This window comes from Marinobacter sp. L-80 (assembly GCF_056859395.1).
On record NZ_JBSXOI010000066.1, the window covers coordinates 1 to 26,650 of the forward strand.

General features: G+C 56.5%; 26 protein-coding genes. 15 read left to right on the forward strand and 11 right to left on the reverse strand.

Annotated elements, in window-relative coordinates:
• Nucleotides 1-51 precede the first annotated feature (51 nt).
• The 6 genes from AC13E3_RS10390 to AC13E3_RS10415 form a co-directional block, all read right to left on the reverse strand.
• Nucleotides 52-477, reverse strand: a complete 426-nt coding sequence (locus AC13E3_RS10390) for a DinB family protein (RefSeq protein ID WP_273072856.1) — start codon at nucleotides 475-477, stop codon at nucleotides 52-54.
• Between the two features lie 283 nt (nucleotides 478-760).
• Nucleotides 761-1,456: a TSCPD domain-containing protein gene (locus AC13E3_RS10395; RefSeq protein WP_008174265.1), complete on the reverse strand. Its 696-nt coding sequence runs from the start codon at nucleotides 1,454-1,456 to the stop codon at nucleotides 761-763.
• 27 nt (nucleotides 1,457-1,483) lie between these two features.
• Entirely contained in the window at nucleotides 1,484-3,622 is a 2,139-nt protein-coding gene (locus AC13E3_RS10400; RefSeq protein WP_482902032.1) for an adenosylcobalamin-dependent ribonucleoside-diphosphate reductase, read from the reverse strand.
• Between the two features lie 402 nt (nucleotides 3,623-4,024).
• Nucleotides 4,025-4,819, reverse strand: coding sequence for an ABC transporter ATP-binding protein (locus AC13E3_RS10405; RefSeq protein ID WP_092032790.1), 795 nt, complete (start codon nucleotides 4,817-4,819; stop codon nucleotides 4,025-4,027).
• Nucleotides 4,820-4,828: 9 nt separating this feature from the next.
• A complete protein-coding gene (locus tag AC13E3_RS10410) occupies nucleotides 4,829-5,731 on the reverse strand; it encodes an ABC transporter permease (RefSeq protein ID WP_008174269.1) in 903 nt (300 codons plus the stop codon).
• Between the two features lie 66 nt (nucleotides 5,732-5,797).
• On the reverse strand, nucleotides 5,798-6,772 hold the full coding sequence (locus AC13E3_RS10415) for an ABC transporter substrate-binding protein (RefSeq protein WP_008174270.1): 975 nt from the start codon (nucleotides 6,770-6,772) through the stop codon (nucleotides 5,798-5,800).
• A gap of 241 nt (nucleotides 6,773-7,013) precedes the next feature.
• Between AC13E3_RS10415 and AC13E3_RS10420 the strand changes: the two genes are divergently transcribed.
• Nucleotides 7,014-8,681, forward strand: a complete 1,668-nt coding sequence (locus AC13E3_RS10420; RefSeq protein WP_288367919.1) for an AMP-binding protein — start codon at nucleotides 7,014-7,016, stop codon at nucleotides 8,679-8,681.
• A 131-nt stretch (nucleotides 8,682-8,812) separates the two neighbouring features.
• Nucleotides 8,813-9,298 (forward strand): thioesterase domain-containing protein, encoded by a 486-nt coding sequence (locus tag AC13E3_RS10425; RefSeq protein WP_008174272.1) that lies wholly within the window; start codon nucleotides 8,813-8,815, stop codon nucleotides 9,296-9,298.
• Nucleotides 9,299-9,303: 5 nt separating this feature from the next.
• On the opposite strand, the gene AC13E3_RS10430 is transcribed toward AC13E3_RS10425, so the two are convergent.
• Both AC13E3_RS10430 and AC13E3_RS10435 read right to left on the reverse strand, forming a co-directional pair.
• A complete protein-coding gene (locus AC13E3_RS10430; RefSeq protein WP_008174273.1) occupies nucleotides 9,304-10,992 on the reverse strand; it encodes an ABC transporter permease in 1,689 nt (562 codons plus the stop codon).
• A gap of 155 nt (nucleotides 10,993-11,147) precedes the next feature.
• Nucleotides 11,148-12,164 (reverse strand): Fe(3+) ABC transporter substrate-binding protein, encoded by a 1,017-nt coding sequence (locus tag AC13E3_RS10435; RefSeq protein ID WP_039882044.1) that lies wholly within the window; start codon nucleotides 12,162-12,164, stop codon nucleotides 11,148-11,150.
• A 186-nt stretch (nucleotides 12,165-12,350) separates the two neighbouring features.
• On the opposite strand from AC13E3_RS10435, the gene AC13E3_RS10440 reads away from it, so the two are divergent.
• The 3 genes from AC13E3_RS10440 (at nucleotide 12,351) to AC13E3_RS10450 (ending at nucleotide 14,780) form a co-directional block, all read left to right on the forward strand.
• The gene (locus AC13E3_RS10440) at nucleotides 12,351-12,629 is read left to right on the forward strand and encodes a PilZ domain-containing protein (RefSeq protein WP_008174275.1); all 279 of its coding nucleotides are present in this window, start codon (nucleotides 12,351-12,353) and stop codon (nucleotides 12,627-12,629) included.
• Nucleotides 12,630-12,702: 73 nt separating this feature from the next.
• A complete protein-coding gene (locus tag AC13E3_RS10445) occupies nucleotides 12,703-13,296 on the forward strand; it encodes a hypothetical protein (RefSeq protein WP_008174276.1) in 594 nt (197 codons plus the stop codon).
• Between the two features lie 176 nt (nucleotides 13,297-13,472).
• Entirely contained in the window at nucleotides 13,473-14,780 is a 1,308-nt protein-coding gene (locus AC13E3_RS10450; protein WP_053114999.1) for a cyclic di-GMP phosphodiesterase, read from the forward strand.
• Here AC13E3_RS10450 and AC13E3_RS10455 read toward each other — a convergent pair.
• Nucleotides 14,770-15,885 carry an organic solvent ABC transporter permease gene (locus AC13E3_RS10455; protein ID WP_482902033.1) on the reverse strand — a complete coding sequence of 372 codons (1,116 nt, stop codon included), beginning with the start codon at nucleotides 15,883-15,885 and terminating at the stop codon, nucleotides 14,770-14,772. The genes AC13E3_RS10450 and AC13E3_RS10455 overlap by 11 nt on opposite strands.
• Nucleotides 15,886-16,146: 261 nt before the next feature.
• Between AC13E3_RS10455 and AC13E3_RS10460 the strand changes: the two genes are divergently transcribed.
• From AC13E3_RS10460 to queF, 3 genes are read left to right on the forward strand one after another with little or no spacing between them, the layout of a single operon-like run.
• Nucleotides 16,147-17,097: an ABC transporter ATP-binding protein gene (locus tag AC13E3_RS10460; protein WP_014576877.1), complete on the forward strand. Its 951-nt coding sequence runs from the start codon at nucleotides 16,147-16,149 to the stop codon at nucleotides 17,095-17,097.
• On the forward strand, nucleotides 17,094-17,867 hold the full coding sequence (locus AC13E3_RS10465; protein ID WP_014576878.1) for an ABC transporter permease: 774 nt from the start codon (nucleotides 17,094-17,096) through the stop codon (nucleotides 17,865-17,867). The genes AC13E3_RS10460 and AC13E3_RS10465 overlap by 4 nt, the downstream gene beginning before the upstream one ends.
• A gap of 14 nt (nucleotides 17,868-17,881) precedes the next feature.
• Nucleotides 17,882-18,700, forward strand: coding sequence for an NADPH-dependent 7-cyano-7-deazaguanine reductase QueF (gene queF, locus AC13E3_RS10470; RefSeq protein WP_288367815.1), 819 nt, complete (start codon nucleotides 17,882-17,884; stop codon nucleotides 18,698-18,700).
• A gap of 30 nt (nucleotides 18,701-18,730) precedes the next feature.
• Here queF and AC13E3_RS10475 read toward each other — a convergent pair whose 3' ends face one another.
• Both AC13E3_RS10475 and AC13E3_RS10480 read right to left on the reverse strand, forming a co-directional pair.
• Nucleotides 18,731-20,170, reverse strand: a complete 1,440-nt coding sequence (locus AC13E3_RS10475) for an adenylate/guanylate cyclase domain-containing protein (RefSeq protein ID WP_053115003.1) — start codon at nucleotides 20,168-20,170, stop codon at nucleotides 18,731-18,733.
• Between the two features lies 1 nt (nucleotide 20,171).
• A complete protein-coding gene (locus tag AC13E3_RS10480) occupies nucleotides 20,172-20,483 on the reverse strand; it encodes an Mpo1-like protein (protein WP_053115004.1) in 312 nt (103 codons plus the stop codon).
• A gap of 155 nt (nucleotides 20,484-20,638) precedes the next feature.
• Here AC13E3_RS10480 and AC13E3_RS10485 point away from each other — a divergent pair, with 155 nt between their 5' ends.
• The 7 genes from AC13E3_RS10485 (at nucleotide 20,639) to flgG (ending at nucleotide 26,647) form a co-directional block, all read left to right on the forward strand.
• Nucleotides 20,639-21,190 carry a nitroreductase family protein gene (locus AC13E3_RS10485; protein WP_014576882.1) on the forward strand — a complete coding sequence of 184 codons (552 nt, stop codon included), beginning with the start codon at nucleotides 20,639-20,641 and terminating at the stop codon, nucleotides 21,188-21,190.
• Nucleotides 21,191-21,428: 238 nt separating this feature from the next.
• Nucleotides 21,429-21,827, forward strand: coding sequence for a flagellar basal body rod protein FlgB (flgB, locus tag AC13E3_RS10490; RefSeq protein WP_041645182.1), 399 nt, complete (start codon nucleotides 21,429-21,431; stop codon nucleotides 21,825-21,827).
• A 44-nt stretch (nucleotides 21,828-21,871) separates the two neighbouring features.
• Nucleotides 21,872-22,321 carry a flagellar basal body rod protein FlgC gene (flgC, locus tag AC13E3_RS10495; RefSeq protein WP_053115005.1) on the forward strand — a complete coding sequence of 150 codons (450 nt, stop codon included), beginning with the start codon at nucleotides 21,872-21,874 and terminating at the stop codon, nucleotides 22,319-22,321.
• Nucleotides 22,322-22,339: 18 nt separating this feature from the next.
• Nucleotides 22,340-23,017 (forward strand): flagellar hook assembly protein FlgD, encoded by a 678-nt coding sequence (locus tag AC13E3_RS10500; RefSeq protein WP_008174289.1) that lies wholly within the window; start codon nucleotides 22,340-22,342, stop codon nucleotides 23,015-23,017.
• Nucleotides 23,018-23,044: 27 nt separating this feature from the next.
• Entirely contained in the window at nucleotides 23,045-24,943 is a 1,899-nt protein-coding gene (locus AC13E3_RS10505; protein ID WP_273043944.1) for a flagellar hook protein FlgE, read from the forward strand.
• A 76-nt stretch (nucleotides 24,944-25,019) separates the two neighbouring features.
• Nucleotides 25,020-25,772 (forward strand): flagellar basal body rod protein FlgF, encoded by a 753-nt coding sequence (locus AC13E3_RS10510; RefSeq protein WP_008174293.1) that lies wholly within the window; start codon nucleotides 25,020-25,022, stop codon nucleotides 25,770-25,772.
• Nucleotides 25,773-25,858: 86 nt separating this feature from the next.
• On the forward strand, nucleotides 25,859-26,647 hold the full coding sequence (flgG, locus tag AC13E3_RS10515) for a flagellar basal-body rod protein FlgG (protein ID WP_008174295.1): 789 nt from the start codon (nucleotides 25,859-25,861) through the stop codon (nucleotides 26,645-26,647).
• The last annotated feature ends 3 nt before the right edge of the window (nucleotides 26,648-26,650 follow it).

The window sequence follows — 26,650 nt, forward strand, 5'->3', positions numbered from 1 at the left end:
TAAGAAAAGCCAAGGCACAAAACACGGAATCGGTTGACCCATCGTGACCGCTCAGAGTACAAAACTGACTCCAGCGTGATGGCCGTGTGCAAACCGGTCACGATCCCCGGAATGACCGGTCACGTTCGCCGGAATACGCAACCCGGCTACCCAGCTAATAATCTGCCGGTCAAGCCAAGTCCGATGTTCGAATAAGCTACCAATATCGTCAAACACTATCTGGCTTAGGCTTGTCGGATTTGGAAGGTTGGCGACCTCCTGCAACGAGCCCACGCAGGATGGATGGTTGGCAAACCGCTTCAGCCAGATCGTGTCACCAACGACGATGTGATTCAGAGTTCCAAGAATAGAGCCGAAAAAAGCCCCGCGATCCTGAGTTAAGTCTGTTGCAGAGAGCGAACTTGCAGACTCGTAAATTTTGGAATTCATCCATTGGTTGTATATGGACAGCAATTCAAAGTGATCTTTCAGGCTCACCTGAGTTCCCTCTCATGTATAACATTTTTATATTGGTCGTGATGACCATTTTTCCGACCAACTATCCAGAATGACCACTTTGCCAATCGAACCAAAAGTTCAAAAAAACTCAATATCTTGAATTCCAAACTTGCCTCAAAACTTCTATAAAAACGATCACAACGACTGCTTTTCCTGAGATCACCAATTTTTCGATAAAACCGATGACTTTTCCTGCCCACCAAACAAAAAGGCCCGAAGTTCTCACTCCAGGCCTTCTTGTTACTCAGTGCCGCTCATCATCTCAACCGCACTTGCTATCGCCGCAGGAGAGGCAAGTCGCACAGCCGTCCATCACAATCACCGCCTTGGTGCTGCACTTGCCGCACATGGTGGCGTTGGGTGGGTAGTCGTCGGCTTTTTCGTCGTTCGTGGCCGTGCTGTGGCTGGCTTCGAACTCGGCGCGCTTTTCAGCGAGGATGCGCTTGGTGGTTTCGCTCATTTCCTCGCTTTCCAGCAGGCCGATGGCCTTCAGGTGCTTCTCAATCACGGCGCCGATTTCAGCGACCAGGGACGGCATGAACACGCCGCCTTTCTTGAAGTAGCCGCCGTTGGGGTCGTACACGCTACGCAGCTCTTCCACCAGGAAGGTTACGTCGCCACCCTTGCGGAATACCGCAGAGATAACGCGGGTGAGGGCGATGACCCACTGGAAGTGTTCCATCGACTTGGAGTTGATGAACACTTCGTACGGCTGCCGGCTTTCGTGGTCGGTGCCTTCGTTGAGCAGGATGTCGTTGATGGTGATGTACATCGCGTGCTCAGCCACCGGCGGCTTGATCTTGTAGGTGGTGCCCAGCAGGAAGTCCGGCCGTTCGATGTATTCGTTCATCTGAACGGGCTTGGTTTCTGCGTGCACCGGTGCCTGGTGTTCGGTAGCTTCGGGGTCGACCTTCTTTACGCGGTAGCCGACGATTTTGTTTCTGATTTTAACTGTCATGTTCGTTTTCCTGTGTCGGTTCCCGGATCAGTACTTGCCGTAGGTGCCTTCTTTAAGCGCGTCAAACAGGTTGGCGGCGTTGTGGATTTCGCCGTCGTACTCTACCTGCTCGTTGCCCTTGAGGGTGACCTTGCTGCCATCGTCCAGGGTGAACTCGTACAATGTGTTCTCGAGGTCTTTTTCCTTAACCAGTACGCCCTGGAAGGCTTCCGGGTTGAAGCGGAAAGTGGTGCAACCCTTCAGGCCCATGTCGTAGGCGTAGAGGTAAATGTCCTTGAAGTCCTGGTAGGCGAAGTCTGTCGGAACGTTCGCGGTCTTGGAAATCGAGGAATCTACCCACTTCTGGGCGGCGGCCTGGATGTCCACGTGCTGCGACGGTGTTACATCGTCGGAGGTGGTGAAGTAGGCCGGCAGCTTCTTGTCCTCGTCATCGGAGAACGGCATGGCGCCCGGGTTCACCATATGACGATATGCGAGCAGCTCGAAGGAGAATACGTCGACTTTCTCTTTGGTCTTCCGGCCTTCGCGGATGATGTTACGCGCGTAGTGATGCGAGAAGCTCGGCTCGATGCCGTTACTGGCGTTGTTGGCCAGTGACAGGCTGATGGTGCCGGTCGGCGCGATGGAGGTGTGGTGGGTAAAGCGGCCACCTTTGTCGGCCAGTTCTTCCACCAGCTTCGGTTCCACGTTGGCAATCTGCTGCATGTACTTGCTGTACTTGGCGTGCAGGATGCGGCCTTTCACCTTGTCGCCCAGTTTGTAGCCGTCTTCAGACAGCTGCGGGCACTTGGTGAGCATTTTCGGGGTAATTTCGAACTCGTCGTCCATGATTGGCGCAACGCCTTTTTCTTCGGCCAGGGCGAGGGACTGGCGCCAGCCTTCCACGGCCATTTCACGCACGACTTCTTCGGTGAACTGTACGGATTCTGCAGAACCGTAGGGCATGCGCAGCATGGCGAGGGTGGAACCCAGGCCCAGGATGCCCATGCCGTGGCGGCGCTTGTAGGTGATTTCGTGGCGCTGCTCGGCCAGCGGCAGGCCGTTGATCTCTACCACGTTGTCCAGCATGCGGGTGAAGATGCCCACCACCTTGCGGTACTTCTCGTAGTTGAAGCTGGCCTTGTCGGTGAACGGGTAGTCCACGAACATGGTCAGGTTCACCGAGCCCAGCAGGCAACTGCCGTACGGGGGCAGGGGCTGCTCACCGCAGGGGTTGGTGGCGCGGATGTCTTCGCAGAACCAGTTGTTGTTCATCTGGTTGACCTTGTCGATCAGGATGAATCCCGGCTCGGCGTAGTCGTAGGTGCTGGTCATGATGGTGTCCCAGATGAACTGGGCTTTCAGGGTGCGGTAGATGCGGCAGGCAACCTTGCCTTCCCCGTTCACCACGTAGCCTTTCTGTTCGGGGAAATCACGGTATACGAACTGGCTCTCGTCGCTCAGGTCCAGCTTTTCGTCTTCCACTTCCTTCTGGGTAACAGGGAAGGAGAGGTGCCAGTCGTCGCCGTTGCGTACGGCTTCGATGAAGTCTTCGGTGATCAGCAGCGAAAGGTTGAACTGGCGCAGGCGACCGTCTTCACGCTTGGCCTGGATGAAATCGATCACGTCCGGATGGTGCACATCGAAGGTGGCCATCTGGGCGCCACGGCGGCCACCGGCAGAGGACACGGTAAAGCACATGCGATCGAAGATATCCATGAACGACAGCGGGCCGGAGGTGGTTGCCCCGGCGCCGGCCACATACGCGCCTTTCGGGCGCAGGGTGGAGAATTCATAACCGATACCACAACCTGCCTTGAGGGTAAGGCCGGCTTCGTGGTTCTTTTCCAGGATGTCGTTCATGGAGTCCTGAACGGTGCCGGAAACGGTGCAGTTAATGGTGGAGGTTGCCGGCTTGTGTGCTTCGGCACCGGCGTTGGAGGTAATCCGGCCGGCGGGAATGGCGCCGTTCTGCAGGGCCCAGATGAAGTTCTTCATGTGCTGGGTGCGTACGGATTTGTTTTCCACCTCGGCAAGGGCTTTGGCAACACGTTCGTAGGTTGCGTTGATGTCCTTGTCTACGGGCTCGCCGGTCTTGGTCTTCAGCTGATATTTACTGTGCCAGATGTCGATCGAGGCTTCCTGCATCGGGATTGTCGTTACCACTGCCTGTGCCTTAGCGTTCATTTCCACCCTCTGTCTTCCGGTATGTCTTCTTTTGATGGCGCCAGTCCTTATACCGGCGGCGCCATACCCCTTGAGAATCGTCTGATTGGCCTTGGGCCTGTTTTCTTTTTAACCACTATATATGGGCTGAATCTGAAACGAGTATAACAGGATATAGTGTTCTGTGAATAAGAACGCAACTATTGATAGACGCTTCGGGGCAAAGAAAATCAATCAAAACCGACTTGAATCCGGGAAATTTTTTCTAAAACAGCGGTTTGGGGCTAAAGGTTCAAAACCACTACATGTTGTGGTTTTGTGAGGATGTGGTGTCAATAGCGAATTGTGCGATTCCGGTCGAAAAGTGACAAAAACAAGCGGGCCCGGAGGGGAAACGGGGGCCAGTCTGGCCCCGTTTTTTTATCAGCCCAGCAACAGGCTGTCGTCGTCCACTTCCAGCCCACGCTGCTTTTCAAACAGCCCGAGCAGATCCTTCACTTCCAGACCTTCCCGATCTTTGCCTGCGATATCGAATACCACCTGGCCCTGGTGCAGCATTACCGTGCGGCTGCCGACTTCCAGTGCCTGCTTCATGCTGTGGGTTACCATCAGTGCCGTGAGCTTCTGCTCTTCGATGATCTTGGTGGTGAGTTCCAGCACGAATGCAGCGGTTTTCGGGTCCAGCGCGGCCGTGTGTTCGTCCAGCAGCAGGATGCTCGAGGGCGTTAGGCTCGCCATCAGCAGGCTCACGGCCTGGCGCTGACCCCCGGAGAGCAGGCCCATCTTGTCGCCAAGACGTTTTTCCAGGCCCAGATTCAGGGACGAAAGGCTGTCCCTGAATTTTTCCATGTACTGCTTCTTCACGGCGCTGGTGAGGCCGCGGCGTTGGCCACGTTTGATGGCCAGGGCGAGGTTTTCCTCGATGCTGAGGCCCTCGCAGGTACCGGCCAGTGGGTCCTGGAATACCCGGGCAACACGGCCGGCCCGTTTGTGGGTCGGCAGTTTGGTGACGTCCAGGTTGTCCACGATGATCTGGCCGCTGTCTACCAGCACTTCGCCGGCGAGGGCATTCAGAAAGGTGGATTTGCCGGCGCCGTTGCTGCCTATCACGGTGACGAACTCACCCTGGTTAACGGTCAGGCTCATACCCCGAAGGGCCGGGTTTTCCAGCGGTGTGCCCCTGCCAAAGGTAAGCCGGAGATCGGTTGCACTGATCATGTCGCCTCCTTAGGCCTTGCTACGGGAAAGTTTGCCGGCAATGGATGAACGTACGCCGGGCAAAACGATGGCCAGGGTAACCAGAACCGCGGTAATCAGGTTCAGATCCTGGGCCTGCAGTCCCAGGAAATCCGCATTCAGAGCGAAGGCAATGGCCAGTCGGTAGATGATTGCGCCCACCACGCACGCGATGAGCGCGCGTACCACGGTCGAGGGAGTCACCACGGCTTCACCGCCAATCAGGGAGGCAAGGCCAATGACGATCACCCCTACGCCCATGGTGACATCGGCTGCACCCTGGCTCTGGGCAAAGAGCGCACCGGCAAGTCCGACAAGGCCGTTGGAAACGGCAACGCCGAGAACAATCATGGCGCCGGTGGCGATGCCCTGTGCCCGGGCCATTCTGGCGTTGGCGCCAGTGGCTCGCATGGCCAGACCGGTTTCGGATTTCATGAAACGCCACAGCAGGATAAGGGCAACAAAGACCACAATAACGAACAGAAGCACCGGTACCTGATGGTAGGCCAGATCCAGGTCGTACCAGGGCGTCAGCACGGTTTCTTCGGTCAGCAGGGCCACGTTCGGGCGGCCCATGATGCGCAGGTTGACTGAATAGAGCGCAATCATGGTCAGGATCGAGGCAAGCAGATTAAGAATGTTGAGTTTCACATTCAGCAGTGCTGTTACCGCGCCTGCGGCCATGCCGGCCATGACGGCACAGCCTGTGGCTAACCACGGGTTCCAGCCTTCAATGATCAGTACGGCGGCAACGGCAGCACCGAGGGGAAAGCTGCCATCTACAGTGAGATCCGGGAAATCCAGCACCCGGAAGGAGAGGTAGATGCCGAAGGCGACCAGGCCGTAGATCAGTCCGGTCTCAATGGCACCATAAAGAGCGATGTTACTCAGCATGGTCGGGTATCACCAATGATAAAACGGGCAGCCCCTCGTGAGGGCCGCCCGTTGGGTTCAGGGGGATTACTTGGCGCTGTCGATCACTTTCTTCGCGTCTGCGATTACATCATCTGACAGGGTGATGCCCATGCGCTCTGCGGCGGCCGGGTTCACGAACAGGTCCAGCTTCTCCATGGTTTCAACCGCCATTTCGCCGGGTTTCTCGCCATTCAATACCCGGGCAACCATCACGCCGGTCTGGCGGCCATGGTCGTAGTAATCAAACCCGAGTGCTGCAACGGCACCGCGCTCAACGGTAGCGGTGTCTGCCGCGAATACCGGAATGCTGGCGCGCTCACCAACAGAGATGACGGCTTCGGCAGCACTGATCACGGTATTGTCTGTGGTCAGGTAGATGGCGTCTGCTTTACCCACCAGGGAGCGGGCCGCGCCCAGAACCTCGGAAGTTTTGGTGGCAGCACCTTTTACCAGTTCAAGGCCACGCGCCGCGAGGCGCTCTTCGAGCAGTTCCACCAGGGAGACGGCATTGGCTTCGCCCGGGTTGTACACCGTGCCAATGCGTTTGGCATCGGGCATTACGCGCTGCAGCATGTCCAGGTGTTTGTCGATGGGCAGCATGTCGCTTACGCCGGTAATGTTGGCGCCAGGCGCCTCCAGATTACTTACCAGCTTGGCGCCAAGCGGGTCGGTCACAGCGGAGAAAATCACCGGTGTATTGCGGGCCGCAGCGGCAACGGTTTGCGCGGAAGGCGTTGCAATCGCCACGATCACGTCGGGACTCTCACCAACGAATTTGCGAGCAATCTGGGAAGCAATGGCAGAGTTGCCCTGGGCACTTTCGTGCATCACTTCGAGGTTGTCGCCCTCTTTGAAGCCGCGCTCGGCGAGTTCATCTTTTATGCCCTGGTAGACGGCGTCCAGTGCCGGGTGTTCCACAATCTGTGTGATGGCTACAACGCGGGGTTCCTGTGCCTGAACAAGTGTTGCCAGCGCCAGCAGGGTGGCACCGAACAGGGTGCGCAGGGTTGTCTTGGCCATATGCCCATCTCCGGGTAGGTTAACTGATATGTTGCGAATCTGAAGGGGCGGAAGTTTACCACAGGCAAGGGGTTCAAGGGGTAGGGGATGTTGCCGGTGGCGGCGTTTTGGTTGCAATAGATGCAGTTGGAAATTATTTTGCTTGTGTCACGTTTTGACCGCTCATACTATGTTGAAATACCCTACGAAAGTCTAATAATAAATCATCTATAACTCGAATAACGAACTGCAAGGAAGGTCCATGGACACAACAAACAAGCTTCCCCTGGATATGGTTGATCACTGGGAGAAGGCCAAGGCGAACTCCGTATACATGACCCAGCCCATTGGCGACGGCAAAACCGTCGACTACACCTGGGGTCGGGCGGTGGATGAGGCGCGGCGCATGGCGTCTTACCTCAAATCGCTGAATCTCCCCGAAAAGAGCCGCATCGGCCTGATCTCCAAGAACTGCGCCCACTGGATCATGACCGACTGGGCCATCTGGATGGCCGGTCACATTTCCGTTCCGCTGTATCCCACCCTGAATGCCGACACCGTTAACTACATCCTGAACCACGCCGAGTGCGAGGTGGTGTTTGTCGGCAAGCTGGACGACTGGGACATGATGAAACCGGGCGTGCCGGAATCCGTGCGTTGCATCTCCTTCCCGCTGAGCCCTCCCAATGATTTCGAAACCTGGGACGATATCGTCGCCAAGTATCCGCCTCTGGAAGAAAATGTTAAGCGTGATGCCGACGAACTGGCCACCATCGTTTACACCTCAGGCAGCACCGGTAAACCCAAGGGCGTCATGCTCAGCTTTTACAACATGGCCTATGCGGCAGAGGGCGGCATGGAGGTACTCGGTGTGAGCTCCGAGGAGCGCATGTTGTCGTACCTCCCGCTGGCTCACGTGTTCGAGCGTACCTTTGTTGAGCTGGCCTCGCTCTATGCGGGTTTCCACCTGTATTTTGCAGAATCTCTGGACACCTTCGTGCAGGATTTGCAGCGTGCGCAGCCAACGCTGTTCCTCTCGGTACCGCGCCTGTGGGTGAAATTCCAGCACGGTGTGCTCCAGAAGCTGCCGAAGAAGAAGCTGGACCGGCTGCTGAAGATTCCGGTGGTCAACAAACTGATCAAGAAGAAAATCCTGAAGGGCCTTGGTCTGGACAAGGTCAAGCTGGCAGGCAGTGGCTCAGCCCCCCTCGCGAGCGACGTTCTGGACTGGTACCGCAACCTCGGCCTCGAGTTGCTTGAGGGCTATGGCATGTCTGAAAACTTTGCCTACTCCCACATGAGCAAGCCAGGGCGCTCAAGAACCGGTTACGTTGGTGAGTCCGCGCCGGGGGTTGAAACCCGCATCAGCCCGGAGGGAGAGATTCAGATCAAGAGCCCGGCCACCATGATGGGCTACTACAAGGACGAAGAGAAAACCCGGGAGACCTTCACCGAGGATGGCTTCCTGAAGACTGGCGACAAGGGTGAAATTGATGAGATGGGCCGGCTCAAGATCACCGGTCGCATCAAGGAAATCTTCAAGACCAGCAAGGGCAAGTATATTGCGCCTGCACCCATTGAGAACCGTCTGATGTCCCACGATGCCATCGAGATGGTGTGTGTCTCCGGTGCCAATCAGACCCAGCCCCACGCGCTGGTGATGCTGGCCGAGGAGTCCCGGCCGAAAATGGCGGATGAAGCCTTCCGTAAGGAAATCGAAGAAAGCTTCAAGAAGCTGATTGCTGATGTGAACAAGACCGTGGATCCGCACGAACAGTTGGCGTTCATCACCGTAATGAGCGACGAGTGGTCGATCGAGAACAGCTTCCTCACGCCGACCATGAAGCTCAAGCGCAACGTGGTTGAGGATGCGTATCAGGAGCAAGTGGACAACTGGTATGCACAGCGTCAGCCGGTTATCTGGCAGTAAAACGCCCGATTCGAAATGAAGATGTTATAGCCCGGCTCTGCCGGGCTTTTTTTGCCGGAAGAAAACCGACGTAAGTCGCATAGGGAAAAGGAGAAAGCGGGCCTAAACTGGATGAATATCAGGAGGATGTTATGAGCCAGTTGTCCCTTTTCCAGAAGCGTATCCAGGACGAAATTCCCCTTTCCCGGGCGTTGGGGATTCAATTGCATTCCTGGGATGGCCATTCGCTGCTGCTCAGTGCGCCGCTGGAACCCAACAAGAACCACCAGGGTACGGGGTTCGGAGGCAGCGTGTACTCTGCGGCGGTTACTGCGGCCTGGGGCCTGACTGAATTGGCACTATGGGATCTTGGCTTAAAGGGCAATGTGGTGGTGCAGAGCGGGAATATCGACTACCTCGAGCCCGTGTCTTCCGATTTCTATGTGATCTGCCGCCTGCCCGGTGAGGAGGTACCGGAACGTTTTCGCAAGAGTCTGGCCCGGCATGGCAAGGGACGGCTGGATCTGACGGCAGAGGTTTTTTGCGGCGAACCAAACACAATGCCTGAGGGGGATCCTGTGGCGGTTTTCCAGGGGCGGTTCGTGGTTCAGGATGTGAAATCCCGGGTAACGTTCTGAGCTGGTCAGGCAATTGACCGGCTGTTGGAGATTGAGCGGCTCATCAGAATAATCGGAATGATGCCAGCCAGAACAATAATCAGGGCGGGCAGGGCGCTGTGGTACAGGCGCTCGTCAGAGGCGAACTGGTACACGTAGGTCGCCAGTGTCTCGAAGTTGAACGGCCTGAGTATCAGGGTGGCCGGCAATTCCTTCATGCAATCGACGAAAACCACCAGGGCCGCTGTTACCAATGTGCCTCGCAACATTGGCAAGTGAACCCTGACCAGGGTGTTGCCCGGGGTGTGGCCCAGAGAGCGGGACGCCATGTCCATGCTCGGGGTAATCTTCTGCAACGCACTCTCCACGCTACCGGCCGAAACGGCAAGGAATCGCACGGTGTAGGCAAACACCAGGGCGAAGGCCGAGCCACTCAGTAACAGGCCCGTGCTGATTCCGAATACGTCCCGCATCAGGCTATCCAGCCAGTTGTCAAAACCTGCCAGGGGCACAATCACACCAACAGCCAGCACGGCGCCGGGCATGGCATAGCCCAGGCTGGAAAGGCGCATCAGTACCTGCATTTTGCGAGTGTTGTGCAGTCGGCGGCTGTAGGCGAGCGTAACACCAATCAGCAGAGTAGTGAGGGCTGCCGTGCCAGAGAGGAAAAGGCTGTTGAAGGTGTTTCGGACAAAATCCGGGTTCCAGCTTTCACCGAAGTATTCCCACGCATAGAGCCCGAGGGTTGCACCGGGAATCACGAAACCGAACAGAACCGGTAAGGCGCAAACCGCTACGCAAATCATCTGGCGCGGGAAGGACATGGTGAAGCGCTGGATCGGCTCACGGTTGTCCCGCGCTGCGAACTGTTGCTGGCGTCTGCGGGAATACCGTTCCAGGGTAACCAGGATCACCACGAAGATCAGCATTGTGGTGGCTATTTGAGCTGCCCCGCCGAGGTTGCCGAGGTTCATCCAGGTATCAAACAGGCCAGCGGTCAGGGTCTGGACGGCAAAGAAGTCCACGGTACCAAAATCGTTCAGGGTTTCCATCAGCACCAGGGAAAGGCCGACGGCTACCGCCGGTCGGGCGATGGGCAGAACCACCCTGAAGAACGTGCTCAGCGCGGAGTGGCCGAGACTGCGGCTGACCGCGAACAGAGACGGGGACTGTTCCAGAAAGGCGGCGCGGGCCAGAAGGTAAACGTAGGGATACAAGACCAGCCCGATCATCAGCGTGGCGCCTTCGAGGCTGCGAATTTCCGGGAACCAGTAGTCTGCGGCACTGCTCCAGCCGAACAGGTCTCGCAAGGCACCCTGAACGGGGCCAGCGTAGTCCAGGAGGCTTGTGTACACATAGGCAATAACGTAGGCGGGCACTGCAAATGGTAGCAGCATCGCCCACTCAAAGAATTTGCGACCCGGAAACTCGCACATGGTGACCGCCCAGGCCGACGCCAGGCCTATAACCAGGGTAAGGGCACCCACCCCAATCATCAGTTTGAGCGTGGTTGTCAGGTACCGGGGAAGGGTGGTTTCGATCAGGTGTGGCCAGATGTTCTCTTCGGGAAAAAACGCCAGAAAAATAACGGAGAGAACCGGAAGGGCGACGATGGCGGTGGTCAGAAGTGCGCTGATCATCCATTTTGGAGAGGTACGCTTAGCCAGCAGGGGCTGGGATAGCCCTGGATTAACGCTGGTTGCGGCCTCGCTCATAGTGTCCCTGCGCCTGGATGTGGAGTCTGTCCAATTGAAGGCTGCAGATTGTAGTCACCTGACCTGATGCCTGCAACGACTGGTGTCATACCGGAAGAGGGAAGCGCCCGCCAAAGGGCATGTGAGGGTGGTCAAACCACCCTCACTGTTGGCGATTACTCGCCGTCGTAATCGACGCGGTCAACCAGTTTGACTGCGGCATTGCGGTTATCTGCAATCTCCTGCAGTGACAGGTTGTCGGGGTTGATCTCACCCCACTCGGCAACCAGTCCGGAAGGCTTAACCTCCGGGTTTGCCGGGTATTCCGTGTTTGCCTCAGCGTAGATACGCTGGGCTTTCGGTGAAGACAGGAATTCCATCAGTTTGATGGCGTTCTCGCGGTTAGGCGCGCTCTTGGTCAGTGAAATACCACTGATATTTACGTGAGTGCCCCGGCCTTCGGCGTTCGGAAATACAAGCCGTACCTGTTCGGCAATCGGCCGCTGGTTCTCATCCTGCAGCATATTGCCATAGTAGTAGCTGTTACCAATGGAGACGTCGCATACGCCCTCGGCAATAGCCTTGATCTGGTCGCGGTCGCCACCCTGGGGTTTGCGGGCCAGATTGTCTTTCAGGCCTTCCAGCCACTTCTCGGTTTCGGCTTCACCATGGTGTGCGATCATGGAGGAGAACAGGGCGATGTTGTAGGGGTGCTTGCCGCTGCGAGTACAGATACGGTTGTTCCACTTGTCGTCTGCCAGTTGTTCGTAGGTGGTGATCTCACCTTCTTCCACGCGGTCCTTGGAAACGAAGATCAGGCGCCCGCGGGTGGTCAGGGCAAACCACTTGCCCTCGGGATGGCGCAGGTTTTCCGGAATGTTCTCTTCCAGAGTCTCGTTGTCGACGTTCTGAACGAGATCACGTTCTACCAGCTCGTTGAGGCGGGAAATATCAACGGTCATCACCAAATCTGCCGGGCTGTTGCGACCCTCGCGCTCCAGTCGCTCGGCCAGACCCTGTTTGGCAAAGACCACGTTGCTCTGGATGCCGGTTTCCTGTTCAAAAGCGTTCAGCAGGGGTTCGAGCAGATATGCCTGACGGTATGAGTAGATATTGACCTCGCCATCTGCGGAGGCGGCCATGGGCATGGCAGAGAGGGCGATTGCTGCGGTAGCAGCCAGTTTCATTCGCATATTCCCATCCTTTCGGGTGTTTCCGGTATTAATTTGCTTTGCCAGGATCGGCAAGTTTTTAAAAACGCCAACCATTCTCATTTCCATTGACTCCAGAGTCAATCTCTCCGTTGGCATATTTTTCTGAAAATGGTGTTATGCTTCGGAAGACTATAAAAACTATGCAAAAAGTAGTGGAATCCTCAAATGGATGGGAACGATCGAAGAGAGCACATACGCACGGCAATGAGTGCGAAAGTAAAGGTGGTTCACGAGGAGCTCGGCGAGTTCATATTCTCGACCCGCGATATCTCCGACGGCGGTGTTTTCATCGTTGTGGACACTGAGCCATTTGCGCCAAACCTCGGCGACACAGTTACCGTGCAGGTGCAGGGGCTACCTGTTCCAGCACCGATACTTGAAATGGTGGTCGTGCGCAAAACCAACGACGGGTACGGCCTCCAGTTTGATCAAAATGGTGACTGATAGACGGATTGAATGCCCCTGCCGTGGATAATGGCAGTGTTCAACCAACCGCTGTCAGGGATGCAACAGCCAGATGATCTTTTCAGTCTTTTCCAGAGCTTACAAGCCGATTATTGCAAGCCTTGTCCTGGTTTCCGTATCGGGCTGTGCGAGCTATTACTCACATTTTGCGATGTTTCCGGCTGAGAATTCATCCGGTGAGCCAAGACACGTGCGGCTGTCCTGGCAAAGCGCGGAGTATCCTGGTTGGTGGTTTGCCGGCGATAAAGCCACGCCCGTGAAGCTGGAAACCCAGTGCAGCGACCGTGTCTGGCGCCTCCGCGATGACGAAGAGGCGAGTGCCTGCGGCGAGGGTATTCGTGCCTGTGGCGAAGCGGGCCGGGATCTGGTGGCGCAGACGGGGCAGCCGGCAAGCGGCTCAACCCGCTGCATGTCCATCAATCCGGCGGATCCGGATGCCCGTATTGCAGAAATAGAAGGGAAACTGGAGTTGCTGGTGTCCTGTACCCCTGCCGTCTTGGCAGAGGGTGAGGGTGATGACGCCCTGAACCTTGACTATCTGCGAGCATCATCAGTTCCGTACACGGTTTATGTCCGGAAGGCGCCGCGGGGTTCAATGCGGTCCCGATTGCCTGAATTTGATGAATCGGTATGTGACGCAGAGTGACACTTTCTGACGTTGATATGTGACTCCCATCACGTTGCTACATTTTGTTTCCTGTTGAACATTAGCGTTACGTTTTGTCGCGTTTGGGTTACCTGGCGATACGATATTGTAATTGTGTCTTCCGGCGGTTCGGTCAGAATGGTAGCTATCGAAAAGTTTGTTGTGTGAGGTGGCCCGTGGGTGTCCAACAGAAAAAAGTCGCAGTTCATGATCTGGAAGTGGGCATGTTCGTGTCTGATCTGGACAGGCCATGGCATCAGACCCCCTTTCCGATTCAGGGTTTCCATATCCGGTCCCAGGATGACATTCGTGCACTGGTATCCCACTGCAAATGGGTTCTGGTCGATGTGGCGGAAGCAAGGGAATCCAAAGAGGTAAAAGGCGGAAGCAAGCCGGCTTTCGGAACATTGCAAGGCAAGCGCAGGGGTGGGCGGGAGCAACTCCAGTTGCCGCCCCTGAGTATTCGCGAGCCAGTGACGTATGAAACCGTTACCAGTCTCAAGAAGGAAATGAAAACCTCAAAGCGCCTGCTTGACGATATGGAAGGCGCGCTGGATCAGCTTTTCGAGACACTTCGTGCCGATGGCGTGCCCGATCTCCGGCCGATCGCTGCGATCACCAGCAAAATGGTGAGTAGCGTTGTTCGCCAGCCAGACGCTCTATTGTGGCTCAGTCGCACCCGTGCCCACGATAGCTACCTGTACCGGCATGCATTGAATACCTCTGTCTGGGCCCTGGTGTGTGGACGCCATCTCGGGTTGAACGAGGGGCTGCTGAACCATTTGGGCCTGGGTTGCCTGCTGTCCCAGGTGGGCAAGACCACGCTGCCTGCCGAGTTGCTGGCGCGGGAAGGCCAGTTAAGCTCAGAGGAGTATCTGACCTACCGGAGTTACGTTGGCCGTGGAGTCAGGATGCTTGAAAACGGCGGGCTCTCCCGTGCCGTGCTGAGTGTGGTTCAGGGGCATCGGGAACGTCATAACGGTTCCGGCTTTCCGGAGGGTGTCCGCGGCGATCGGATTCCATTGCTGGCCAAGGTTGCCGGTATCGCGGAATTTTTCGAATCGTTGATAGCGCCCCGGTCTCATGCCGAGCCGATGACACCGGCAAAAGCGGTCACGCTGCTCTATGAGATGCGCAATATCGAGTTCCAGGAGGACCTGGTCGAGAATTTCATCCAGGCGATCGGTATCTATCCCACCGGGAGTCTGGTCGAGCTGACCGATGGTCAGCGCGGTATTGTGGTTTCCCATTCCCCTGAGCGCCGTTTGTGGCCGCGGGTAATGGTAATGACCGATGCTGCCTCAAGGCCGTTGAAAACAGCCAAAATTATTGATCTGGCCAGATATAACGAAGGCAAGGAAGCGCCAGAAACCGTGCGGGTTCGCGATTGTCTGCCGCACGGTACGGAAGGCCTCGATCCTTCCTATTACGACGTGACCGGCGTGGAATCACGCTGGAGCCTCTCGCGCCTGATCAGCGGATAAGCACTCGCAGCTGTTTGCGAACCCACCGATAGGTATCCTCCGGACGGAAGCTGAGCAGCAGCTCGGACTCACCGCCGGAGGGACCAGCGACAAAATACTCAACCTCTCCGCTCTGCCAGTCGGCTGAATTTATCTGGATATCCTGCGGGCGTGTGCTGATGGCCTCCAGCTCCGCCAGGGAAAGTCCGCCCCAGATTTTCCGAACCGCAACCTGCTTCAAAGCTGTATCAGTGGCCGGATGACTGGCAACGTCTTCATCCAGGAAATATCGGTTTGCGACGGTTGTACTGATCGCCTTGAGTTCCCGGGTGAGATAGGTCTGGGCATCCTCCGAATCAATGTCTTCCATGGTTCGCACGGCATTCTCGATTCGGTCCTTTTTGGCCTGCAGGTCTTCACTGTATTCAATGTCAGGATCGCGATCCTCATCATTCTCCGGTCGTGGCGGTGCGTTGTCGATTTCCTCCTGGGTGGGCGGCTCCTCACAGAGTTCATCGTCCTCGGGGTAAAAACAGATCGCGGCAAGCAGCTGATTGGCGGGAGACATCGGGTTGTTGGCCGTGAATTCGGATTCGCTGACACTGAAATCAATCGGCGCTGTCAGGCCCGGAAGGGCCGCGTTCAACTGCCTAATAACCCAGTCGCGGATATCGATACCGTCGCCCTCAGCAACATTCTGGCTCCAGTTCAGGAGCATCAGGAACCGGGACAGGTTCATCAGCGTTGTATTCTCCAGAACGTTTTGCTCAGTCAGCGTGTGGGTGCTCAATCCCTCATCATCCACCATTGGCGTTTGCAGCCCTGTGCGGGTGGTCTCGAAAAATTCGAGCAGGGTTACGTATTGCCTGGCCGGTACATCGCTAACCAGCGGCAGGTCTCCAACCCTGAACGTGAGGGTTTCGCCGGGGTAGTAGCGGAATTCTCCCGCTGCGTTGGTGGTGCCGGACTGACTGGCAGTCTGATAGGAAAGACCGTTAAAACCATTGAAATTGACTCGGCCGGTGCTCCTGTCGTCGCCGGAGCCTCCGCCGTCATCCAGACAGCCGGAGAGAGCAAGTGTGCCCAGCAGGGTGAACGTAAGTCGGGTGCGGTGAACGGATCTCATGGTTGAACGTACATTCCCTTCGTTTCAGCGCGCCTGCACCCGGGGTGCAGCAGCCTCTTTTGTAAATTGTTGTAACCGCATTATAGGGGCGTGATTTGCCTCATATCGGGATTCCTGTCGCAGTTTCCGTTATTGGTCCGGGGATGCCTCCGGCCGATAAGGGCCTTGAAATCAGCGACTTTGTCACAATAAATAGCAATCTAAATTCTGGCTGGCGGCGAGGGCCGTTCATTGCCGTTTTTCACCGAATCGGGATGAGTTATGACCAATGCACTGGAAATTGAGGGCCTCACCAAAACCTATGGTGACGGCTTCAAGGCTCTCAAGGGGATTGATCTGCACGTCGCCGAGGGGGACTTCTTCGCCTTGCTGGGGCCCAATGGGGCCGGCAAATCGACCACCCTGGGCATTGTTTGCTCCCTGGTAAACAAAACAGCGGGAAAGGTGCGGGTGTTCGGATATGACACCGACACCCATCTCTCGGATGCCAAGTTGAACCTTGGTGTTGTGCCGCAGGAGTTCAACTTCAACCAGTTCGAAAAGGTCTTCGACATTGTCACCACCCAGGCCGGCTACTACGGAATTCCTCTTAAACAGGCCTCGGCGTCGGCTGAAAAGTATCTGAAAAAGCTCGGACTCTGGGAGAAGCGGGACACCCCGGCACGCATGCTTTCCGGAGGTATGAAGCGTCGTCTGATGATTGCCCGGGCCCTGGTTCATGAGCCCAAACTGTTGATCCTGGACGAGCCGACTGCTGGCGTAGATATTGAACTTCGCCGGTCCATGTGGACCTTTCTGGAAGAAATGAATCGTCAGGGCACCACCATTATCCTGACGACCCATTATCTGGAGGAAGCGGAAGCCCTTTGCCGCAATATTGCCATTATTGATCACGGCAAGATTCTGAAAAACACCAGCAAAAAGGCCCTGCTGCAGCAACTGAGCCTGGAAACCTTTGTTCTGGACACCGAGAAGACCCTTGATGCCGCGCCTGAACTGAATGGTTTCCCGACTCGATTGGACGGAGAAGGTGCTCTCGAGGTGGAAGTGCAGAAAGGGCAGGGGCTCAACCAGGTGTTCGTGGAGCTTGAACGGTTGGGCATCAAAGTGGTCAGCATGAGGACCAAGGCCAACCGGCTGGAGGAACTGTTTATTCGCATGGTCGAAGAGAATGCTGCGGAGTCAACTCAAACCGTGGAGGGTGCAGCATGACTCCACAAGCGCTCTTCACCGCCTTTAGTACCATCGTTGTCCGGGAGATACGGCGGTTTACCCGCATCTGGGCGCAAACCCTGTTGCCGCCCGCGGTCACCATGACCCTGTATTTCATTATTTTCGGCAACCTCATCGGCTCCCGAATTGGGGAGATGGGCGGCTTCGACTACATGTCTTTCATTGTGCCGGGGCTGATCATGATGTCGGTGATCACCAGTTCCTACGCCAATGTGGTGTCTTCATTTTTCTCCATGAAGTTCCAGCGCAGTATCGAGGAGCTTCTGGTGTCGCCGGTGCCGAACTGGGTGATCCTGGCCGGCTATGTGACAGGTGGCATGGCGCGAGGCCTTGGCATCGGGCTGATTGTCACGCTGTTGTCACTGGCGTTTACCCGCCTGTCCATCCACAACTTGCCAATGATGGTTCTGACGGTATTTCTGACTTCGGCACTGTTTGCCCTGGGTGGCTTTATCAACGCCATGTTGGCGACCAAGTTTGATGACATCTCCATTGTGCCCACGTTCGTATTGACGCCGTTGACGTATCTGGGCGGCGTGTTCTACAGCATCGATTTACTGCCGGGGTTCTGGCAGGGCGTATCCATGGCCAACCCTATCCTCTACATGGTCAACGGCTTCCGGTACGGCATTCTGGGCGTGTCAGACGTTAATCCGTTTGTTTCTCTTGGTATGATTCTGGTTTTCATCTCCGTACTGGCATTCATCGCTCTCAGAATGCTGGAGCGTGGTAAAGGCATTCGCCACTGATTTCAGGAACCACTATGGCACTTAACGACGCTCCGCTTGGCAAGACAAGCGACTACCCGGACAGCTACGATCCTGGGCTGCTTTTCCCGGTGGCGAGAGAGGAAAATCGCCGCCGCATTGGTCTGGAGGATGGCCGTTGGCCTTGGTTTGGCGAGGATCTGTGGCAGGCCTGGGAAATCTCCTGGCTGCGTCCAAGCGGCGTGCCGGAAGTGGCCTGGGCGGAGATTGTTTTTCCGGCGGCCTCGTCCGCAATCATTGAGTCCAAATCGCTCAAGCTGTACCTGAACTCGTTGAACCAGGCGGTCTACTCTTCTCGGGAGCAGGTCGCGGAGGTGATTACCCAGGATCTTTCCAGCGCCTGCGGCGGTGCTGTTCAGGTGAATCTGTTGAGCGTCGACGAATCCGGTGAAGCGATTGGCCGGCCGGAGGGCTTCGAGCTCATTGATGACGAGCCGGTCAGCGAAGTGGTTTTTGAATACGCGCCTGAGGCGCTTTCAGCGAGTGGGGAGGTGGTGACAGAACGGCTCTGCTCCCATCTGCTGAAGAGCAACTGCCCGGTAACCGGTCAGCCTGACTGGGCGACACTCCTCATAAGCTACACCGGACCGAAAATCGATCGGGGCGGTTTGTTGCGTTACGTGGTGAGCTTCCGGCAGAAACAGGATTTCCACGAGCATTGCGTGGAAACCGTGTTTACCGATCTGATGGGGCGGTGCAACCCGGAGTCGCTTACCGTGGTTGCCCGGTATACACGGCGGGGCGGGCTGGATATAAATCCGTGGCGAAGCACGGAAACCGGCGGGGATGCCGGCCCAAGGTTGATACGTCAGTAGCAGGATTCTGTTTGAGCGCAGGGAAGCGCCTCAGGAAACATCCTCTTCCCGCCGCAGGCGATCTGCAGCATCTTCCAGAGCGGTCAGGATGGCCTGCCGCTCTTTCTCGGTGATCTTGTCCGAATCGAGATACATGGCGAAGCCGCTATGTTCGTGTTCCAGGAAGCTTCGGTTGGGCCCCATGTCGCGCCGGAAGTCGACCACTTCGTAAATTGGCACCGGCTTGACAAAGCCCTTCACGGTAATCTCGCCCTTGTCTCTGCACATGATCTTGTCCTTGATCAGCGCGAAGGTTTCGTAGGAAACGAGGATTTCGCCCGGCTCCGCCAGGGACTCAAGCCGGCTGGCCAGGTTTACTTCCTTGCCGATAATCGTGTAATCCATCCGGTTCTCGGCGCCAAAGTTACCAACCGTTGTATAACCGGTGCTTATTCCCATGCGGATTTCCAGCGGGGTCTTGATGCCCTGGCTGCGCCATTTCTGCCGCATGATTTTCATATGCTTGCGCATCTCGATGGCCATGGAGACACAGGCAAAGGCATCTTCCCGTTGGCCCCGGCTGGTGGGGTCGCCAAAGAACACCATGATGGAATCGCCGACGAACTTGTCGATGGTGCCGCCATATTTCAGGGCCACTTCCGACATTTCATTGAAGTAGTGATTCAGTAACTCAGTCAGGGCCTCGGGTTCCATTTCCTCAGACAATTCGGTGAAGCCTTTGATGTCAGAGAAAAACACCGCCAGTTTCTTGCGCTGGGTTTCCAGTCTCACGTCCCGCTCACCGGTGAAGATCGACTGCCAGACTTGAGGCGAGAGATATTTGGACAGTTTGTGTGAAAGCGCGATGGACTGCTCCCGCTGGTTCTGGATCTGGGTCTTTGCCAGCATCAACGCCCGTGCCTGCTGGTGGGAATAGTAAGCCGTAACGCAAATATAAAGCCCGGTGGATAAAATCGACACGATGCTGGTCAGCAGGGGCGAGTGTGGTCCGTCTGCCGGGCCGACGATCGCAACCGCCCCCGCAATGGAGGCCGCCATGAAGCCGGTGCCCAGGACCCACTGACGGATACCACCAACAATCAGGCAACTGAACATCAGCATCAGTGCAACGGCGAGGGAGGGGATGACGATCAGCCCGATGCAACCAATGAAAGCGCCACCAACCACGCAATCAAATATCAGCATTTTCTGACGGATGCGTGGCGAATTCCTGAGGAAAGTGCGGCGAGTCAGGGCATGGGCGATGTGGGGCCAGGTGAGGGCCCCGGCAACCAGCCAGAGAAGCCATTGCGGAAAGGCGCCCTGGAGAACGCCGGTTACGATAATGGCGGCGGTTGAGGTGTATGCCAGTACCCGGCCATTGTAATCGGGCATCGGGGGAATGGCGATCGGGTTGCCCGCCGCCTCGGACGAGAGGGCTCTGCCAGCTGAGCTACTGGCATTACGCAGGTCTGCCGGGGCACTCATCATTTCAGAAACGGATCCTGCCAATGAGCATGTCGCGGAACATGACCCAGTCACCCATAAGGCTGTACAGTGGATATTTGAAGGTAGCGGGGCGATTTTTTTCAAACTTGAAATGACCAACCCACGCAAAGCCATAGCCTATGACCGGCAAGGCCAGAAGCCACAACAGCTTGCCCGAAGCCAGAGCCCATACGGCGACTATCAGGACCAGGAGACTTCCAGCGAAATGCAAACGGCGACAGGTGACGTCGCTGTGCTCTTCGAGGTAGTACGGATAAAATTCGGAAAAGTTATTGAAGGTTTGCTGGTTGCTCATTGTGTTGCCACTCAACGTTGTACGACCGCGTCATTTATAATTGTTGGTAGACCCGACTACGACTAAAGGTTAACAGCATTACGTAGAACCCACAATTCACAGCCATGAATTGTGTTCGTACCTATATTTCAACAGTCTTTAAACAGCGAGCAGATATGACCGCAGTTACCGATTTCCTCCTGAACCGCTCCTCTGAACCGAGGCTGGAATCACCCGCGCCGGATTCGACAACCCTCGAAAGGGCCTTTTCCTGCGCGGCGCGTGCACCGGACCATGCACTGCTCAGGCCCTGGCGCTATCTGGTGATCGAGGGTAAAGGCCTTGAAGCCCTGGGAGAGCTGTTTGCGTCCACCTGTGCCAATAACAGCGATGAGAAAGAAATCGAGAAGCTCCGGCGTGCCCCCCTTCGCGCACCCATGGTCATAGTTGGTATCGCGTCGCCGAGGACGCATCCCAAAGTACCGGAAATCGAGCAGGTCATGTCGGCAGCTGCCGGCATGAGTTTTGTTGAGCTTGCCCTTCAGGATGCCGGTTTCGGCGTGATGTGGAGAACAGGCGGCGTTGCCTACCACTCCTCGGTTCACCAGGGGTTGGGCCTGGAAGAGCATGAACAGATTGTTGGCTTTCTCTACACCGGTACGGTCTCGGCATCCAAGCCGTCTGTGCCCAGACCGGCGGTGGACGAGTTTGTGAGTCATTGGCCCTGAGACCTTGTTGAATACCCCCGGCTTCTGCCGGGGGAAGCAGCTTGCCGCTTTTTCTTGCCCTTTTCCTTTCTCCTTTCCCGTAACCGCTACTCGGATTCTCTGCAGGGCCTGCCAACACTGGGTTTCCTGACAAATTAACACCTGACCATAAATCTGGCATTCAGCTTGCTTTAGTCCTGTCAAAGAGCACAGCCGGCAAAAACAGCTCGGCATACCAGTGCAGTTTTCGGGAGGCAACATGGCAATTACGTTTGATTCGGCTCTGGGCATTCATCAACACGCGGTTGAAGCGCGTGTTAAACGCGCCGAAGTTCTGGCAAACAACCTGGCAAACGCCGACACCCCGGGTTTCAAGGCGCGGGATCTGGATTTCCAGGCCATGATGCAGAAGGCCCAGGAGCAGGTCAGCGGATTCCAGATGGCCAAAACCCATGACGCGCACATGGATACCTCGCCATCGGCGTCGGAAAGCGATTTGATGTATCGGGTTCCCCATCAGCCGTCGGTTGACGGCAATACGGTAGACGCCCAGCAGGAGCAGACCCGGTTTATGCGCAACGCCATGGATTTCCAGGCCAGCTTCCAGTTTTTGAACAGCAAGTTCAGCGGTTTGACCAAAGCCCTGAAGGGCGAATAAGCCGCAGTCACGGGGTTAGCGAAGGTTAGCGAAGGAGAATTTTCATGTCACTGGGCAGCATTTTTGACATCGCCGGTTCCGGCATGACCGCGCAATCACTGCGGCTGAATACAACCGCGTCCAACATTGCCAATGCAGAAACGGCAAGTTCCAGCACGGGGGAAACCTATCGCGCCAGGAAGCCGGTTTTCTCGGCGATTCAGCAGTCTCTGATGAATCCCGGGCAGGGAGGCTTGCCCATGGCTGCCGATGAGGGGCCGGGCGCCGGCGTGAGGGTTGACGGTATTGTCGAAAGTGATGCGGAGCTGCAGATGCGCTACGAGCCCCATCACCCGGCGGCCAACGAGGACGGCTACGTCTACTACCCCAATGTGAATGTGGTTGAAGAGATGGCGGACATGATGTCGTCGTCCAGAAGTTTCCAGATGAATGTGGATGTCATGAACACAGCCAAGTCCATGATGCAGCGCATTCTGACTCTCGGTCAGCAGTAACAGGGTGAGGAGCACAATATGACTGCAGTAAATGCAACAGACGCGTCGGATGTTCTGAGCCAGTACCAGCTGAAGCAACAGAATGGCGGCCAGGGCACCAGCGAGTTGGGTCGGAACGAGTTCATGGAACTGATGCTGGCCCAGCTGAAGAACCAGAACCCGCTGGAACCCCAGGACAACGGTGAATTCATCTCCCAACTGGCCCAGTTCAGCTCGCTGGAGGAAATGCAGAACCTTTCCGGTACGGTTGAGGATGTGGTGGGTCAGTTCCGTTCCAGCCAGGCGCTGCAGGCCTCTGCCATGGTCGGCAAAACCGTGCTTGCCCCTTCCCAGATCGGGGTTCTGGGTGCGGACGGTGAGATCAGCGGCACCGTTGAAGTGCCGGCATCGACCGGTGGCCTTCGGCTTTCGATTCAGGGTCAGAATGGTGAGCGGGTTCGCCAGATCGACATGGGTAGTAGTCCGGCAGGGGTGACCTCGTTCCGCTGGGATGGCCAGGACGGCAACGGCAATCCCTTGCCGCCGGGCGCCTACCGGATTGTGGCCGAGGCTTCCTACCCGGATGGGCCGCAGCAGTTGGGTACGATGGTAAGTGCCAATGTTGACAGCGTGTCCCTGGGCCAGGGTGGCTCCATTACCCTGAATCTTGCAGGCATGGGCTCCATCGCCCTGTCTGATGTAAAACAAATTAACTGATACCGGTGAAACACCAAGGGGTGAACCATGGGATTTAATACGGGTTTGAGTGGCCTTCGCGCGGCATCGGTGGATCTGGACGTCACCGGCAACAACATTGCCAACGCCAGTACCGTTGGTTTCAAGGGCAGCAAGGCCCAGTTTGGCGATCTATACGCCAGCGGTTTCCTGAGCGCAGGCACCAACCCGATCGGCGACGGTGTCCGGGTCCAGGACGTTAAGCAGTCTTTTGGGCAGGGCAACATCAGCTTCACTGACAATGGCCTGGACATGGCGATTGCCGGCGATGGTTTCTTTATCCTGAACAACGGCGGCGAGATTCGTTATTCCCGCGCAGGACAGTTCGGCATTGATAAGGAAGGCTATGTAACGAACAACCAGAATATGCGGGTACAGGGATACACCGCGGACGAGGACGGCAACTTGTCTGGCATCCGGGGAGATTTGCAGATTGCAACAGACAACCTGGCTCCGAGAAGGACGACAAACCTCGACTCCGATCTGAATCTTGATTCCAGGGAGTCCGTGCTGGAAACCCGTGTTCGGGATGTCGGGCCTCTCACTCTTGCTTCCATACAGGGCGAGAGCTTTGATGTGCAGTATTCGGACGGCTCGCCTGCCTTCAACGTGAATATTGACCCTGCAGCCAGTGCCCGTGAAGCGGCCTCCACTATCAACGATGCGCCTGGATTGAGTGCTTCGGCCACAACGACGGCGACTTTTGACGGCACGCCGGCTCTTGATGACGCCTTCATCTCTGGCGCCAGTTCGTTTTCATTCAGCCTCGATATCAATGGATCGCCGCTGACCTTGGACACGTCAAATATCAATTCCCTGCAGGATCTGGTTGATTCAATCAACAACTCCAGCGAGACCGCAATTTCCGCTTCGATTGTCACCGGAGGCGGGGGCAGCGATGTTCTGCGAGTGATTCATAACCAGGGTGAGACGCTCGACTTTACCTTTGCCGATGGTAATGGCAACGGCGATACCGGCACCGTCGAAGGTGATGTGAACGTGACTGCGGACCGGTCGGTGGCGGGAATCACATCAACCACCGCTGACAATGATTTTGAGGTTGCGTTCAACGCGTCGCCAATCCGCGTCACCAATCAATTCAATCCGCTGGATCAGCGTACCTATAACCACGCTACATCCACCACGATCTACGACAGCCTGGGTAATTCCCACGAACTCACACAGTTCTTTGTGAAGAATCCGTCCCCAGGCAATGGTGTCGGGGTGAGCGAATGGTCGGTGTATGCCCAGATTGATGGCGAGTTTGTTGGTGGCACCGACGTGACTCCCTACACTGCAAGATTCGATCAGGGCGGTGCTCTTCAGTCGATCGATGGCGACCCCAGTGGCGAAATCGTTATTGATGACTGGATACCCAAAGACAGCGACGGCCAGCCAAATGGGGCGGATGGCCCTCCTGCTGCCGGCGAGGTGGTAGTAACACCCATTCCTGAGCCACCGACAACATCGGCTTTTGTGATCAATCTCAGTGGCACAACGCAATATGGCGCTGCGTTTGGCGTGAACGACCAACAGCAGAATGGCTATACCACTGGCCGGCTTTCTGGTCTGGACGTATCGGATCAAGGTGTTCTGTTTGCCCGATACACCAACGGCCAATCCCAGGCTCTGGGCCAGGTCGCGTTGGCCTCGTTCAATAACACCAACGGTCTGTCTCCCGTAGGCGATACGTCTTGGGTGGAAACGTTCGAATCCGGTCAGCCGATCATAGGTGCCCCGGATACCGGCACGCTGGGTTCTATCAAGGCCAGCTCGGTGGAGGAATCCAACGTGGACTTGTCGGCGGAACTGGTCAACCTGATCATCGCCCAGCGGAACTATCAGGCCAATGCCAAGACCATTGAAACCTCCGATGCGGTCACCCAGACCATCATCAACCTCCGTTAAGTTCGCGAGCTAGCGAACATGGCATGACTCCTGCTAGAAGACTGGAAACAGTCAAAATTCCGGCAGGAGTTTTCCCATGGACAAAGCCCTCTACATCGGTATGTCTGGCGCCAAGCAGAACATGCTGGCCCAGCAAGCCCATGCCAACAACCTGGCGAATGTCAGCACCACCGGCTTCAAGAAGGACTTCGCCCAGGCCCGTAGCATGCCTGTCTTCGGGGAACACCATCCCACCCGGGCCTATGCCATGACAGAGCGACCCGGCACGGACCTTTCCGCAGGCGCCCTGATGGACACCGGCCGCAAACTGGATGTGGCGGTTGAAGGTGAAGGGTGGCTTTCCATCCAGAACGATCAGGGCGAAGAGGTGTTTACCCGCAGCGGCAGTCTTCAGGTTGATGTGAATGGTCTGGTGCGCCTGGCCAATGGTGAACTTGTTCTTGGCAATGGTGGACCGGTTGCGCTGCCGCCTTTCGACAACGTGCAAATCGGCGCTGACGGCACGATTTCTGTTGTTCCTGTTGGCGGCCCGCCGAATCAGCTGGTTGAGGTGGATCGTCTGAAGCTGGTCAACCCGCCACCGGAAGCTCTGGAGAAGGGGCTAGACGGGCATATGCGCCGCAAACCGGACCAGGCAATCGATGGCCCTGAGCCCCCGGATGCAAATCTCAGAGTGGTCTCGGGTTTTCTTGAGAGCTCCAACGTGAATGCGGTGGAAGAGATGATTTCCAATCTGCAGCTTTCCCGGCAATACGAAATGCAGGTGAAGGTAATGACCACCGCCAACGAGAATTCCGAAGCAACGGCACGGCTGTTGCAGAACCTTTAAGTAACGACCGAACACATTGGCCTGGCGGGCCTGAAGCGGCAAAAACTGGCCGCCTGATTGCCCCCCCCCGGTATGGAGTAAGCAGCATGAATCCAGCACTTTGGGTCAGCAAGACCGGCTTGAGCGCGCAGGACACCAACATGTCCACCATTTCCAACAACCTGGCCAACGTCAACACCACCGGCTTCAAACGGGACAAGGCGGTCTTCCAGGACCTCCTGTACCAGATCAACCGACAACCCGGTGGCCTCACCAACCAGAACTCAGAACTGCCTTCCGGCTTGCAGTTGGGTACGGGTGTCCGGGTTGTGGGCACGGTCAAGCAGTTCTCCCAGGGCAATCTCCAGATTACCGAGCAACCGCTGGACATGGCCATCAATGGCCGGGGTTTTCTGCAGATTCTGCAGCCGGATGGCCAGATTGCCTACACTCGGGACGGTCAGTTCCAGTTGAACTCCAACGGCGATGTGGTGAATCCGGACGGGTACCCCCTGGAGCCGGCCATCAATATTCCCGATAACGCCACCAATATCACCATTGGCAAGGACGGCACGGTAACGGCGGTAACGGATGACCAGGCGGCGCCGGTAAACCTTGGCCAGATCACCCTGGTGGATTTCATCAATCCCCAGGGCCTGCAGGCCATCGGAAACAACCTGTTCAAGGAAACCATTGCCAGTGGCAACCCCGTTGAGGGGGAGGCGGGTCTGCTCGGGCTTGGCACCATCGAACAGGGTTCCGTGGAGGCTTCCAACGTTGAAGTGGTGGAAGAACTGGTGAACATGATTACCACCCAGCGCGCCTACGAAATGAACTCGAAAGTGGTCTCCACGACGGACCAGATGCTCCAGTTCATTACCAACAACATTGGCTAACGC

Bases quoted from the DNA above. Each gene is read 5' to 3' on its own strand.
- AC13E3_RS10395 (WP_008174265.1), bottom strand. From the start codon at position 1,456: ATGACAGTTAAAATCAGAAACAAAATCGTCGGCTACCGCGTAAAGAAG.
- AC13E3_RS10400 (WP_482902032.1), bottom strand. From the start codon at position 3,622: ATGAACGCTAAGGCACAGGCAGTGGTAACGACAATCCCGATGCAGGAA.
- AC13E3_RS10405 (WP_092032790.1), bottom strand. From the start codon at position 4,819: ATGATCAGTGCAACCGATCTCCGGCTTACCTTTGGCAGGGGCACACCG.
- AC13E3_RS10410 (WP_008174269.1), bottom strand. From the start codon at position 5,731: ATGCTGAGTAACATCGCTCTTTATGGTGCCATTGAGACCGGACTGATC.
- AC13E3_RS10415 (WP_008174270.1), bottom strand. From the start codon at position 6,772: ATGGCCAAGACAACCCTGCGCACCCTGTTCGGTGCCACCCTGCTGGCG.
- AC13E3_RS10420 (WP_288367919.1), top strand. From the start codon at position 7,014: ATGGACACAACAAACAAGCTTCCCCTGGATATGGTTGATCACTGGGAG.
- AC13E3_RS10425 (WP_008174272.1), top strand. From the start codon at position 8,813: ATGAGCCAGTTGTCCCTTTTCCAGAAGCGTATCCAGGACGAAATTCCC.
- AC13E3_RS10430 (WP_008174273.1), bottom strand. From the start codon at position 10,992: ATGAGCGAGGCCGCAACCAGCGTTAATCCAGGGCTATCCCAGCCCCTG.
- AC13E3_RS10435 (WP_039882044.1), bottom strand. From the start codon at position 12,164: ATGCGAATGAAACTGGCTGCTACCGCAGCAATCGCCCTCTCTGCCATG.
- AC13E3_RS10440 (WP_008174275.1), top strand. From the start codon at position 12,351: ATGGATGGGAACGATCGAAGAGAGCACATACGCACGGCAATGAGTGCG.
- AC13E3_RS10445 (WP_008174276.1), top strand. From the start codon at position 12,703: ATGATCTTTTCAGTCTTTTCCAGAGCTTACAAGCCGATTATTGCAAGC.
- AC13E3_RS10455 (WP_482902033.1), bottom strand. From the start codon at position 15,885: ATGAGATCCGTTCACCGCACCCGACTTACGTTCACCCTGCTGGGCACA.
- AC13E3_RS10460 (WP_014576877.1), top strand. From the start codon at position 16,147: ATGACCAATGCACTGGAAATTGAGGGCCTCACCAAAACCTATGGTGAC.
- AC13E3_RS10465 (WP_014576878.1), top strand. From the start codon at position 17,094: ATGACTCCACAAGCGCTCTTCACCGCCTTTAGTACCATCGTTGTCCGG.
- queF (WP_288367815.1), top strand. From the start codon at position 17,882: ATGGCACTTAACGACGCTCCGCTTGGCAAGACAAGCGACTACCCGGAC.
- AC13E3_RS10475 (WP_053115003.1), bottom strand. From the start codon at position 20,170: ATGATGAGTGCCCCGGCAGACCTGCGTAATGCCAGTAGCTCAGCTGGC.
- AC13E3_RS10480 (WP_053115004.1), bottom strand. From the start codon at position 20,483: ATGAGCAACCAGCAAACCTTCAATAACTTTTCCGAATTTTATCCGTAC.
- AC13E3_RS10485 (WP_014576882.1), top strand. From the start codon at position 20,639: ATGACCGCAGTTACCGATTTCCTCCTGAACCGCTCCTCTGAACCGAGG.
- flgB (WP_041645182.1), top strand. From the start codon at position 21,429: ATGGCAATTACGTTTGATTCGGCTCTGGGCATTCATCAACACGCGGTT.
- flgC (WP_053115005.1), top strand. From the start codon at position 21,872: ATGTCACTGGGCAGCATTTTTGACATCGCCGGTTCCGGCATGACCGCG.
- AC13E3_RS10500 (WP_008174289.1), top strand. From the start codon at position 22,340: ATGACTGCAGTAAATGCAACAGACGCGTCGGATGTTCTGAGCCAGTAC.
- AC13E3_RS10505 (WP_273043944.1), top strand. From the start codon at position 23,045: ATGGGATTTAATACGGGTTTGAGTGGCCTTCGCGCGGCATCGGTGGAT.
- AC13E3_RS10510 (WP_008174293.1), top strand. From the start codon at position 25,020: ATGGACAAAGCCCTCTACATCGGTATGTCTGGCGCCAAGCAGAACATG.
- flgG (WP_008174295.1), top strand. From the start codon at position 25,859: ATGAATCCAGCACTTTGGGTCAGCAAGACCGGCTTGAGCGCGCAGGAC.